The organism is Parabacteroides sp. B2-S-102 (assembly GCF_023656665.1).
Classification (GTDB): domain Bacteria; phylum Bacteroidota; class Bacteroidia; order Bacteroidales; family Tannerellaceae; genus Parabacteroides; species Parabacteroides distasonis.
The window spans coordinates 121235-133347 of sequence record NZ_JAMOKM010000006.1 but is presented as its reverse complement, the minus strand read 5'-3'; the positions used below and the strand labels follow the sequence as shown (position 1 = coordinate 133347).

General features: G+C 44.9%; 12 protein-coding genes. 5 read left to right on the top strand and 7 right to left on the bottom strand.

Annotated features, from left to right (window positions below):
- The first annotated feature begins 29 nt into the window (after window positions 1–29).
- Complete coding sequence (locus NBH07_RS10170; protein WP_008773400.1) at window positions 30–3116, top strand: SusC/RagA family TonB-linked outer membrane protein; 3087 nt, start codon at window positions 30–32, stop codon at window positions 3114–3116.
- Between the two features lie 33 nt (window positions 3117–3149).
- Window positions 3150–4637 carry a RagB/SusD family nutrient uptake outer membrane protein gene (locus NBH07_RS10165; protein ID WP_009018203.1) on the top strand — a complete coding sequence of 496 codons (1488 nt, stop codon included), beginning with the start codon at window positions 3150–3152 and terminating at the stop codon, window positions 4635–4637.
- A 54-nt stretch (window positions 4638–4691) separates the two neighbouring features.
- Here the strand turns inward: NBH07_RS10165 and NBH07_RS10160 are convergent, their stop codons facing one another.
- The 7 genes from NBH07_RS10160 to NBH07_RS10130 form a co-directional block, all read right to left on the bottom strand.
- On the bottom strand, window positions 4692–5273 hold the full coding sequence (locus NBH07_RS10160) for a DUF417 family protein (protein ID WP_009018202.1): 582 nt from the start codon (window positions 5271–5273) through the stop codon (window positions 4692–4694).
- Between the two features lie 93 nt (window positions 5274–5366).
- Entirely contained in the window at window positions 5367–6203 is an 837-nt protein-coding gene (locus NBH07_RS10155; RefSeq protein ID WP_009018201.1) for a helix-turn-helix domain-containing protein, read from the bottom strand.
- A 119-nt stretch (window positions 6204–6322) separates the two neighbouring features.
- Window positions 6323–6793, bottom strand: coding sequence for a thioredoxin (gene trxA / locus NBH07_RS10150; RefSeq protein WP_005854752.1), 471 nt, complete (start codon window positions 6791–6793; stop codon window positions 6323–6325).
- 218 nt (window positions 6794–7011) lie between these two features.
- Window positions 7012–7917, bottom strand: coding sequence for a Rossmann-fold NAD(P)-binding domain-containing protein (locus NBH07_RS10145; protein WP_008780172.1), 906 nt, complete (start codon window positions 7915–7917; stop codon window positions 7012–7014).
- 21 nt (window positions 7918–7938) lie between these two features.
- Complete coding sequence (locus NBH07_RS10140) at window positions 7939–8403, bottom strand: DUF6108 family protein (RefSeq protein ID WP_005854747.1); 465 nt, start codon at window positions 8401–8403, stop codon at window positions 7939–7941.
- 13 nt (window positions 8404–8416) lie between these two features.
- A complete protein-coding gene (locus NBH07_RS10135; RefSeq protein ID WP_005854744.1) occupies window positions 8417–8962 on the bottom strand; it encodes a PG0215 family putative anti-sigma factor in 546 nt (181 codons plus the stop codon).
- Window positions 8953–9504 carry a GFO_1088 family ECF-type sigma factor gene (locus tag NBH07_RS10130; RefSeq protein ID WP_005854742.1) on the bottom strand — a complete coding sequence of 184 codons (552 nt, stop codon included), beginning with the start codon at window positions 9502–9504 and terminating at the stop codon, window positions 8953–8955. Before NBH07_RS10130 ends, NBH07_RS10135 begins: the two co-directional genes overlap by 10 nt.
- 69 nt (window positions 9505–9573) lie before the next feature.
- On the opposite strand from NBH07_RS10130, the gene NBH07_RS10125 reads away from it, so the two are divergent.
- The 3 genes from NBH07_RS10125 (at window position 9574) to NBH07_RS10115 (ending at window position 12058) form a co-directional block, all read left to right on the top strand.
- Window positions 9574–10026, top strand: a complete 453-nt coding sequence (locus NBH07_RS10125) for a PepSY-like domain-containing protein (RefSeq protein ID WP_005854740.1) — start codon at window positions 9574–9576, stop codon at window positions 10024–10026.
- Window positions 10027–10103: 77 nt separating this feature from the next.
- Window positions 10104–10784 (top strand): response regulator transcription factor, encoded by a 681-nt coding sequence (locus tag NBH07_RS10120; RefSeq protein ID WP_005854737.1) that lies wholly within the window; start codon window positions 10104–10106, stop codon window positions 10782–10784.
- Window positions 10785–10786: 2 nt separating this feature from the next.
- Window positions 10787–12058, top strand: a complete 1272-nt coding sequence (locus NBH07_RS10115) for a sensor histidine kinase (RefSeq protein WP_008780170.1) — start codon at window positions 10787–10789, stop codon at window positions 12056–12058.
- The last annotated feature ends 55 nt before the right edge of the window (window positions 12059–12113 follow it).

The following is a 12113-nucleotide window of genomic DNA, read 5'->3' as shown; positions in this document are numbered from 1 at the left end:
TATTAATAAGACGTTTTAAACAAAAAGAGATGAGAAATGTAAAAACATGGGGCATACTATTCCTATGTCTACTTCTATTGCCCGGGGTAGCGTATGCGCAAAAAAGACAGATCGAAGGAACGGTGATTTCCCAAGAGGACAAGGAGCCTCTGATAGGAGCGACCGTTATCGTAAAAGGGAGCCTGTCGGGAGCGGAGACCGATCTTGACGGGCATTTCACGCTGGAAGTTGATCCTGACGCCAAATTCATTATTGTCGATTACATCGGCATGAAGCAGACCCAAGTACCTATCCCGAAAAGCGGTATCTTAAACGTGGCTTTACAACCGGAGGCGATGAACCTCGATGAGGTCGTGGTAACCGGTTACGGTAACTTCTCACGTTCTTCCTTTACCGGTTCCGCCAACACTTTACGGGCTGACCTACTGAAAGAGATGCCGGTGGTTTCCATAGAACAAAAACTACAAGGCATGACCTCCGGTGTCAATATCACGGGAAGCTCCGGGCAACCGGGAGCGAACGCATCCATCCGTATCCGTGGTATGGGCTCGTTCAACGCATCGAACGAACCTTTGTTTGTGATAGACGGAGTTCCCGTCACCTCGGGAAACCTAAGTACCGGAAGCGGATCGGAGGCCTCCTACATGAACAATGCCAAGACCAACATCATGAGTACGATCAATCCCTCCGATATCGAGAATATCACGGTTATCAAGGATGCCGCCGCCGCCTCCCTTTACGGTTCCCGTGCGGCCAACGGTGTTATCTTGATCACGACCAAACAAGGATCGAAAGGACGTACCCGGGTCACGTTGAACGCTAGCGCAGGATTCTCGGACGCGGCGGTAGACTTCCGCCCGACCCTCAACGGAGAGCAACGCCGGGAACTACTTTATGAAGGCTTGGTTAATTACGCGCAAGACCAGATCGCCAAAGATCCCGCATCTTTCACCCAGACTCCGGAAGAGTACGCCAACGCCAATATCGGGGCATACACCTCTGTTCCCGCTTTAGGCTATACCGATTGGAAAGACGTGTTGATGAGACAGGCCGTACATCAAAATTATGAGGCTTCCGTTTCCGGTGGCTCCGAGAACACGACGGTCTACAGCTCCTTGGGTTATCAAAAACAAGAGGGTCTGGTGGAGAACTCATCGATGGAACGATACTCCGGACGCTTTAACGTACAACAAAAGATCGGCAAACGAGGCGAGGCCGGAGCGAACCTCATGTTCTCGCAAGTGAATCAAGAGATGAACGAGGAACGTACATCCAGTATCAATCCTTTCTATTGCATGGCAGTAGCCACTCCTCCCTCCTACCCAGTATTTAACGAGGATGGTTCCTACGCCAATACCTATCCCGGAACGAACGTAAATCCTTTGCGGGATATGCGTACCGACTATAACCGGGTTCGTATGACCCGTATCTTCGGTACGGCGCACGGTGCGGTAGAGATTATCAAAGGACTTAAATTAAAGGAAGTACTCAGCTATGATTATAGCATCCAAAAGGATGCCCGCTATTTCAACGCATTAAGCGGGGCGGGTCCCAAGAGCGGTAGCGATGCCCAATCGTCCAAAGGTTTTATCGAATACGGGAAATTGATCTCTTCTACCTCGTTGAACTACGTGAGGACATTCGCCAACAAACATCATCTGGATGTACTAGCCGCTTATGAGGCGGAAAGTTTCCAGACGGATAAAGCCGCCGGTGAGAAAAGCAAGATGCCGTCCGACCAATTATTCGAACCGGACAATGCCGCCGTTATAAACAGTTTCGTATCCTCTACACAGGATTATCGGTTGCTTTCTTATCTAACCCGCTTGAATTATGATTACGACAACCGGTATTATATCGCCGGAAGTTTCCGCCGGGATGGTAGTTCCCGATTGGCACCGGAGCATCGCTGGGGTAATTTCTGGTCGGTCTCAGGCATGTGGCATCTGGGAGCCGAGGATTTCATGAAAGCCGTAAAGCCGGTGTTGAGCGATGTCAAGATCCGTGCCTCTTATGGCGTGAACGGTAATCAGCCGGGATCTTATTACGGTTATATGGGTTTATATAGTTACGGAAAGAACTATATGGATAACCCCGGTTCGTATGAAAGCACACAAGCTAATCCCAATCTAAAATGGGAGAAGAACTATAATATGAACCTCGGACTAGACCTCGCGTTTATCGATCGCATCTTCGTAACGCTCGAGTATTACAATCGTGACACCAAGGATTTGCTTTACAACCGTCCGATCAGCGCCACGACCGGATTCCTGAACTATCTGGGTAATCTGGGGCAGTTAAACAATAAAGGTGTCGAGCTGGAGGTTCGTTCCTTGAATATCTCAAACGCAGATTTTAATTGGACTACGGTATTGAACTTGACACATAACAAGAATAAGATCGTGGCCCTTGATGGTAATCTCGATCAAGTGGTGGAAAGTAGTTGGTTTATCCGGAAAATAGGATTGCCATTCAATACATTCTATGTAAAGGAATTCGCCGGGGTAGATCCCTCGAGCGGAAATGCGCTGTATTATAAAAATACGGAAGACGAGAACGGCAATCTAGACCGCACCTTGACCCAAGATGTCAATGAGGCGCAAGCGGTTCCTTATAAACAAGTAGATCCGAAGATATCCGGCGGCCTTACCAATATCCTTTCTTATAAATGGTTCGACTTGGCCTTTACGCTCTCTTATTCATTGGGCGGCTATTCTTTCGACAAGACCGGTACGTATATCGAGACAGACGGAGCCAGCGAAGGAAACCGCAACCTGCCCATCTATGAGTTAGACCGTTGGCAAAAGCCCGGTGATATCACCGACATTCCCCGTTTCGTATTGGGACGCTCCGACAAAGTGAGCGGTGGTTCCTCTCGCTTCGTACATAGTACGGATCACTTGCGGTTAAAGAACCTGACGTTCGGGTTTACCCTGCCTCATAACTGGACCGATAAAGTCTTGCTGGATAAAGTCCGTGTCTATTTCTCCGGCAGCAACTTGCTGACTTGGGCGAAATGGAAGCAATATGATCCGGAAGTGCCCGTATCCGGCGAGGTATTCTGTGAGACACCGCCCATGCGCACCTTTAGTTTCGGCGTGGAAGTTAATTTCTAAACACAACAATTCATTCGATAAAAAAGAAATACAATGAAATGGTCAATTAAATATATCGTAAGCGCTCTTCCTTTCTTATTCACGGCTTGCTCCGGAGATTGGCTGGATCTGGATCCCTCCACTTCCGTGACCAGCGATAACGCTATTCAGTCACTGGAAGACGCTAAAACCGCATTAAATGGAATCTATCGCATAGCATCCGAGCATAGTTATTATGGAGACAACTACCTCTATTATGCCGACTGCCGTGGCGAAGACGTACAAGCTCGTATTGACAAAGGTCCCGGCAGACGTGTCTCTCCGTACTATCTGTTCAACGTAGCCGCCGACGACGCTTTTAATATCACGAGAGTATGGAACCAACCCTATATCGTGATTCATCAAGCGAACAGCTTAATCGAGAAAATAGACAACGGTAGCGTCCAAACCTCCGACACGCAAGAAATCGCCCGTATAAAAGCAGAGGCGTTAGCTATGCGTGGCTTGGCCTTATTCGATTTAACCCGCCTCTTTGGTATGCCTTATACACTGGATAATGGAGCGTCCTTGGGTGTGCCCATCGAGATCAAGACGGAGTTGCCGACTCACCAACCGTCTCGCAACACGGTAGCCGAATGCTACAACCAAGTGATCAAAGACCTGACCGAAGCCTTACCCAACCTTGTTACAACCAAATCCGACGGTCACCAAAATGTATGGAGCGTGAAAGCACTTCTATCTCGTATCTATTTATATATGAACGATAACGAGAACGCCCTTAAATACGCTCAAGAAGTAATCAATAACGGAGGTCTTTATACCTTGTTCACGCACGATGAGTATACCTCCGTATGGGGAAAAGACTTCAATTCCGAATCCCTGTTCGAGTTCTACTTTACGCTTACCGAGCCTTCCGGCGGTAGTGGCGGAGAGGGCGCTCCCATGGTATATGCCGATAACGTGAAAGATTGGAACAATTTGGTCTTGACGAAAGATTTCTTGGATTTACTGGGTGAAGACCCGGATGATGTTCGCCATGCCTTATGCCGCTTACCTCAAAAACCGGACGAGGATATCCTTCCAACCGGTTCGACCGGACATCCTAAATATCTGGCGAAGTATCCCGGAAAAACAGGAGATGTATTGACCGGCAATCCGCAAGACAATGACCTATGCATCATCCGTCTGTCCGAGATATACTTAAATGCGGCCGAGGCGGCTTTCAAGCTAGGAAAACGTAGCGAGGCGTTAGGCTACCTGAATCAAATCGTAAGCCGAGCCAACCCCAATAAATCCGTTAGCGACTCCGAGCTTTCCCTAGAGAGAATCCTTAAAGAACGCCGCAAAGAATTGGTTGGCGAAGGACATGCGTTCTTTGATTACATGCGTAACAATATTCCGGTAATCCGCAAGGGCGGTTGGCATTTGCCGCAATTACCTACCGACGCACAGGTGATCAACGCTTCCGATCCCTGGGTAGCACTCCCGATTCCGCAAAGCGAGATCGACGCAAACCCGAATATCGTACAGAATAAACGGTAACCAACAAGAAAAAGGGGAATGGCATTAAAACCATTCCCCTTTTTCTTGTTTCGCTTATTTCTTTTTCAAGATCCGTTGCGCCGAATCCGACAGCACCACGATCGCACCGGCCAGTATCGCCGTATCTTTTATCACCAATCGCCCGGCCCCCGATAATAACGGGAAACCAAATTCCCCGCTGCCGAGATTAGGTACCCAGACCTCCGGAGTCGTGACCAAGAAGGACAACGTCCCGAACGTCATGATTATAGCCAACCCCGCTCCTACCAAACCGATCTTCGGCGAGAAAATGCCGAGGAAAGTCAAGATACCGATCGCCATGATCAAGATTCCCAAGCCACGAGAGAAGCCATACGTGTTATTCTCTTGATGCCACTCATGCTTCGCTTGATCGAACTCACCCTCTTTTAATTTATACGTCTTATATTCGGGAGCGCTTTTCGTATAGAAGAAACTCATGAAAGGGCTGTTCGCCACAAACGGAACGATGCCTTCCGCTTCATAATTCCAGAACTTCAAACCGCCGATCCACACAAATATGATCAAGATCGATATACGGATCAAATTAATACCTAGCTTTTGAGTAGAGGCCGCCACTTGCAAAAACAAGTAAAACAGATCATTCAACTTTTTCATCTTATTATTTGTTTTATAGTATTGAACTTATACCGCAAAGATCGGTAGAAACACCTATCCCGTAAATGGCGATTTTACCGGATGAGTTAGCAATTATTCCTGTTTCTCTCTTTTCCGGTACTCAGAGACGCTTTCTCCCGTCATTTTCTTGAAAAAACGGCTGAATGTGGCTTGATCCTCGAAGCCCAAGATCTCCGTGATTTCCTTCGCGCTCTTCTGGCTATATAATAGCAATCGTTTGGCCTCAGCCTCAATTCGTTCGTGAATGATCCGTAACGGAGAAGGTAATCCGCAAGTCGTAAAAAGGTTGGATAGGGTTTTTGGGGAGCGATGCAGCATATCCGCATAATCTTGGACCATCTTCTTTTCCTTAAAATGGTTATCTACCAATACATAGAACTGGCGAACCATATCGAACGCCTTTTCCCGTTCCGGGCTTACCGAAAACTTCTCACGTGCGATCCGGGTGCACAAAATAATGAAACGTTTCAGTAAGATACGCAGCATCTCCTCTTGCAAATTATCCTTTATGGCGTACTCACTCGTTAGGCTGTCGGTGATATCGCGCAAAGAGGCAACTTGGGATTCGCTCAATTTCAATTGCATCACATTGGAAGTCCCGTTAAAAAGAAAACCATTACACGACACCTCATTGTCATGTCCGAAAATACAATAGAAGTTACTGTTAAACAGAAGGGTCAAGTACTCGCCATTGATCGCCTTGAACTCGATATGGTGCAAAGGAGTCAAGGGAATAATCTCACCTTTCATTAAGGTAGTCGGTACGTGATCGATCTCCAGTTGCAACGAACCGCTTTGTACCCAAATAAACTTGTAAAGCGTATTATCTTTCTGCAAAGCAAGGTTCGTGTGATACGAATCGGTCAACGCTATATTACCTCTTAAGCGAGTATTAAAAATATATTCCATAGATTTCTTCCGGATTTTAAGACGGATAAAGATAACAATATTATATAAACAAAAAGCGGAAGTTCACTTTATTCCCAGCAAACTTCCGCGTCACTAATCCCCAAAACACACTATACGAGTTATTTCGACTCTAATAAAATATCATCTACCAATTTCTTCAACTCATTCTTCGGCATAGCCCCTTGAACCATACTCGGTTCTTTCTTCATCGGTACAAACAATAAAGAAGGAATACTACGGATACCGAAAACACTCGCTAAATCCGCCTCTTTATCGACATTCACCTTATATACGTTGATTTTACCCTCGTACTCTTTGCTGATCTCATCCAAGATAGGAGACATCATCTTACAAGGGCCACACCAAGTGGCATAGAAATCGATAACCGCAGGTTTATCACCCTCGAACTTCCATGCGTTCGGGTTTGTCTCAAAGTCATACACTTTCTTTACGAAATCTTCTTGTGTTAATTCTGTTACTGTCATTTTATTTTCTGTTTTATTGTTATTATTCTTATTTCCATTACTAGCGTTCGCCATTCCTACCAAAAGACTTGCGAACAATACGGCACCGACCTTAATAAAACCCATCTTGAACCTCCTTTTTATTTATTACTTTGTCTTCTATTTATATTGCAAAGTTCATCTTATTTCCACGATTAAGAAATGGCCATATCGCCGGATAAGTTTGCAATACTTCCCGATCCCCATCAAAAAAGTATAAAATAAGTTTTTTCAAGATAAATGCCGAACCTTGCTAACAAGATCCGGCATATCGTACGTTCTTTATCTCGCAAAAACTCAACGACCTACAAATGCAACTGCAAGCCGATAGAAACCGGATGCACCTTCGGACCTTTCCCATTTTCAAAGAGGTCGATCGGTGAGTACTTGGCGTAAAGACCGATCCAATCCCAACCGGCTTGAAATAAGAAATCCATAGTTACCGGACGGATATTCATACCGGAATCCATTTTCTCTTTGTGCTTTTTACCGGAAGCGTCATTATATACGATCTTCGAGGAAGAACAAGTCTTGATCACACCGACTACACCCGCAGACAAGAAGAATTCACTCGAACGCTTTTTAGGTTGCCATTCCAATAACAACGGAATGGTCAGACTCGTGATATTCAGCTTACTCGCTTTCAACGTAACACTCTCAGGAGCCGGACGTAAAGCCGTAACACCGTCTATCTCCTTGAAATACTCATTCGTATCTATCCGGTAACGGCTCCAACGCATACCGGCACCGATCACCACCGCCCAACGATACCGAGAGAACGGGAACGCTTTTTCCAATACATTCAAATTATATTCCAATGAGTTTCCACTACGAAGGGAGACTCCGTCTACATCATTTACATGTAAACTCCCATCCGCGAAGTTCGCGAAGCCCATTCCAAAACCGGCCCAATGCGGATTGAAGTCTTTATCCCAAGTAGGCACAGGGATATTGATAGACTTCACGTGTTTACGGCGTTCATAGCTTTGTCCGTCCCGGTAATGCCCTTCGAAGATCAACTCGTCGTCCACGGAATCACCATCCTCGTCTACCTCATACACCCTGACTTTCATGCGATCGCCATTATCTTTCACCTCGATACGTTTTCTCTCAAGGGTGATAATCGTATCCCCAGCCAAAGGCTCAACCTCAGCGGCCATCAACCCGATTACCGGGAAGCAAGCCATTAAGACTAAAAGTATTCTTTTCATCTTCCTATCTGTTTTGTTTGTTTATAAATCTTTCTTCGTAAATAATAGCGTGATTAAATCATCACTATCCAAATCTCCCTCAATGTACACCAAGGTTATTACCCCTTTCTTGCTGACCTTAAAAAGGACAAAACGGTTGATATCTGCTTCTACGCCCTTCAACTGGTAATAAGCGGAGACTACCCCTCCATCGTCCGTCACCTCTTTGATCTTCCGGGCCCCTTTCTGGTCCGCTTCCAGACATTGGCGGGTAAACCGCAGGGCTTCCGGATCATCTTTGATCGTAATACTCTTATAACGAGTCATGCCATACGTTTCCAACATCTCGTTAGACAACTCCACCATCGTGACATTACGTTTTTTGCCATATCGTTGAAAGACTTCCTGAATCTTCAAATCTTTCTGTGTCTCGGCAGCCGAGACACCACAAGGCATTAAGCAAAATACCGCCACCAGCAACCATAACATGTATTTGAACCGTCTCATATTTACAGTATTTTTATTCATTATCATCAAATAAAGAACGAAGCTCGTCCAATTGGTTATCTATAATCACACGATCGGCCTCATCAAGATCCACTTCCGGGAAGTACTCGTCCGTAGGAGTGGCCACCTCCTGCAAAGCTTCCAGCGCCATGGAGCGAACTTTATGAATATCCGTATAACAACGACCGTTTATAACGACATAATTATCCGAGCAGAAGCAAGGATCTACCGGATTCAACAGATGGTTAAGCCCCAAAAGCAGCAAGAAACTGGCGGCGATACCGGATACCAAATACAACACGGATCGTAAAGTAAATGTCTTCTTTTCCTCCACCTTTTCCGCATCCAGCATAAAAAGGATATCCTCATCAATCGGAATCAATGCCTCATCTGGCTGTCGTTCCTTCCGACTCTCTTCCTCCAAATAGGTAAACATAGGCGTATAGACCGCCAACCTGTCCGGAACATTCCCGGAAGTAAAGAAGGCTCGAAGTTCCCGCTCTTCTTCCGAAGAGGTTTCTCCTTCAAAATATCGGTTTAATAACTCGTCTATGTCCATTTCTCTTGTTTATTTAATTGTAAAAACTGTTCCCGTATCTTTTTCCGAGCCCTTGAGAGATTCACCCGGACATTCTCGACCGGTGTAGCCGTGATCTCCGCGATCTCGGCTAACTCATAGCCTTCTATATCCTTCATCCGGATAATGGTTTGCTGCAAAGTGGGCAACTGGGCGATCAAGCGCCGTATGCACTCGGCGGCATCCTTTTGCTCCAGTTGTTCGTCCGGGCTTACCGCTTCCGATATCAATGTAACGCTCTCCAACTCCGATCCCTGCGGCTTTCGCAACTTTATCTTATCCAATGAGAGATTTTTCGTAACCTGCATAGCCAGCGCCTCCACGCTATGGTAGGCATCCAGTTTTTCCCGGATATACCAAAGCTTTATGAATGCCTCTTGCACCACATCCTCAGCATCGGCTGCGTCCTCAACCAGTCTCCGGGAGAAATTCAACATCTTCTGCCGGAGAGGTAGTACGGTTATTTTAAACGTCTCAAGTTCCATTTCTATAATCAAGACGACAAAGGAAGAAAAACATATCATGGAAAATTAACTTATTTGGAAAAAACTTTGCCTGTCACCCGTTTGTTTGTAATAGAAAACTTAAACGTTATGAAACTAAAAGTATCATTTACAGCCATTTTATTCATGAGCTGCTGCTTATTCCTCACCGTAGGTTGCCAACAAAAGAAACAAGGTTTCGATGACAAATCGGTCTCTCAAGCGATTCAAAAGGTGATCCAGATAAAATATCCGGGGGCGACCATTACCGATTACGATAAAGATGCCGCAGGTGTAGAAGTCGACATCAAGGATAAAGGCGTTAAGAAAGAGGTTCTGCTCGGCAAAAATAACGAGTGGCTAAGTACGAAATTCGATATCCATGCCGAAGATGTTCCCGTAGACATCATGGATAACCTAACAAATTCGGCTTATCATGAATATAAGATAGATGAGGTGACACAAATAGACAAGCCTTCGGGAACATTTTACGTATTCAAACTAGAGCATGAGAACAATGAGGTTCGTCTCACGTTTAACTCAGAGGCCCAATTATTGAAGTAGAACGATACTGAATCTTTTCTTATTCCAGATTTTTATCAGAATATTTCAGTAGCTTTGTGTGATTAACAAGCTAGCCTATGAAAATTCTGGTAGTCGAAGATGAAAACGCACTGAGAGAAGTTATCGTTCGTTCTCTTGAAAAAGAACGATATGTGGTAGAGAGCGCTTCCTCTTTCCGGGAAGCTTCTCTTAAAATAAATGATTATGATTACGATTGTATCGTATTGGACATCATGCTTCCGGGAGGTAGCGGCCTTACCCTTTTGAAGGAATTAAGGGCCTTACGCAAGAAAGACAGTATCATCATTATCTCCGCAAAAGACTCTATCGAGGATAAAGTTACAGGATTAGATCTTGGGGCCGATGATTATCTGACCAAGCCTTTCCATCTGGCGGAATTGAACGCCCGCATCAAGAGCGTTATCCGCCGCAAGCAACAAGATGGGGAATTGCAACTGTCTTTAGCGAACCTAACGATATATCCCGATAAACATTCCGTCTATATAAACGGGAAAGAGATCGTATTGAACCGTAAGGAGTTCGATCTGCTCTACTATTTCATATCCAACCCCAACCGTTTGATCAGCAAAGCTACTTTAGCCGAGTCCGTCTGGGGAGATTATATAGACCAAGCCGATAATTTCGACTTCATCTATAGCCAAGTAAAAAACTTGCGAAAGAAATTAAAAGCCGCCGGAGCCATCCCCGAAATAAAGGCGGTCTATGGCTTCGGTTACAAAATGACCGACGAGGAATAAATATGAAGCTAATCCATTACACCCTCCGCAATTTATTTGTCCCCATATTGGTCATTTTCGCCGCTTGGGGATGTGTTTTCTGCCTTATGATTCTACATGAGGTAGAAGACGAGACAAATGACAGCCTTGAGAACTACAAAGAGATTATCATCCGCTCCGCCTTAGCGGACAGCACATTGCTGAAAGATCATGTGGATATCATGACCCGGTACTACATTCGTGAGGTTCCGGAAAGCGAAGCGAAACTAGATAAGGACGAGTTCTACGATACTACGGTATACATAGAGATAGAGCAAGAATACGAACCGGTTCGTGCCTTACGCACTTATTTCATGACAAAAGATCGTAAATTCTACGAACTGACGCTGGAGTTATCCACCTTAGAACAAGAAGATATGATCGAGACGATTATCTGGAGCATGGCCGTCTTATATATCGCATTGATAAGTTGCATCTTATTCGTGATCCATCGAGGATTCAAAAGAAGCTTTAAGCCTTTATATAAGCTATTAAGCTGGCTGAAAAGTTTTCAAGTAGGCAAATATAATCCTCCATTAAACAACCCTACACCCATCGAGGAATTTAAGATATTAAACGAGACCGTTCAAGAAAGCGTCAACCAGAGCGACAAGCTATACAACAAACAAAGACATTTCGTAGAGAATGCCGCCCACGAGTTACAAACTCCATTGGCCGTATGCATGAACAAATTAGAATTATTAAGCGAACATCCAGATTGCACAGAAGATCAACTGAAAGAGATCGCTGGCTTGCATCAAGCGTTGAACGGCATCATCCGGTTGAATAAATCCCTCCTATTACTTTCTCGGATAGATAACAAACAATTCCCCGAGACCCGGGATATTTGCCTAAATCATCTTATCCATAAGATATTAGAAGGAATTAATGACATATACGAAAGAAAAGCTCTCCACTTACGAGTTTCAGAAAAAGAGAGTTTGGTATGCACCATGAATGAATCGCTGGCCACTACGTTAATCACCAATCTCATTAAAAACGCCTATGTCCATAATTACGAGAAAGGGGATATAGGAATCACGATCTCTCGCCGTATGCTTACAATCGCAAATACGGGAATCGACAAAACCCTTGATAAGGAATTATTATTTGCCCGTTTTGCCAGCCAAAGCAAACAACAAGAATCGACGGGCCTTGGGTTGGCCATTGTCAAATCAATAGTCGATCTATATTCGATCCGGATAGATTACCAATACGCAAATGGCATGCATACATTCACATTATTATTCTATTAACGGCCGAAATTCCCAATTTTTTCCAAAATGCATCCTTTTCTTTGCGGTATAATAA

Bases quoted from the DNA above. Each gene is read 5' to 3' on its own strand.
- NBH07_RS10140 (WP_005854747.1), bottom strand. From the start codon at position 8,403: ATGAGACGGTTCAAATACATGTTATGGTTGCTGGTGGCGGTATTTTGC.
- NBH07_RS10160 (WP_009018202.1), bottom strand. From the start codon at position 5,273: ATGAAAAAGTTGAATGATCTGTTTTACTTGTTTTTGCAAGTGGCGGCC.
- NBH07_RS10165 (WP_009018203.1), top strand. From the start codon at position 3,150: ATGAAATGGTCAATTAAATATATCGTAAGCGCTCTTCCTTTCTTATTC.
- NBH07_RS10130 (WP_005854742.1), bottom strand. From the start codon at position 9,504: ATGATATGTTTTTCTTCCTTTGTCGTCTTGATTATAGAAATGGAACTT.
- NBH07_RS10125 (WP_005854740.1), top strand. From the start codon at position 9,574: ATGAAACTAAAAGTATCATTTACAGCCATTTTATTCATGAGCTGCTGC.
- NBH07_RS10120 (WP_005854737.1), top strand. From the start codon at position 10,104: ATGAAAATTCTGGTAGTCGAAGATGAAAACGCACTGAGAGAAGTTATC.
- NBH07_RS10145 (WP_008780172.1), bottom strand. From the start codon at position 7,917: ATGAAAAGAATACTTTTAGTCTTAATGGCTTGCTTCCCGGTAATCGGG.
- NBH07_RS10170 (WP_008773400.1), top strand. From the start codon at position 30: ATGAGAAATGTAAAAACATGGGGCATACTATTCCTATGTCTACTTCTA.
- trxA (WP_005854752.1), bottom strand. From the start codon at position 6,793: ATGGGTTTTATTAAGGTCGGTGCCGTATTGTTCGCAAGTCTTTTGGTA.
- NBH07_RS10135 (WP_005854744.1), bottom strand. From the start codon at position 8,962: ATGGACATAGACGAGTTATTAAACCGATATTTTGAAGGAGAAACCTCT.
- NBH07_RS10155 (WP_009018201.1), bottom strand. From the start codon at position 6,203: ATGGAATATATTTTTAATACTCGCTTAAGAGGTAATATAGCGTTGACC.
- NBH07_RS10115 (WP_008780170.1), top strand. From the start codon at position 10,787: ATGAAGCTAATCCATTACACCCTCCGCAATTTATTTGTCCCCATATTG.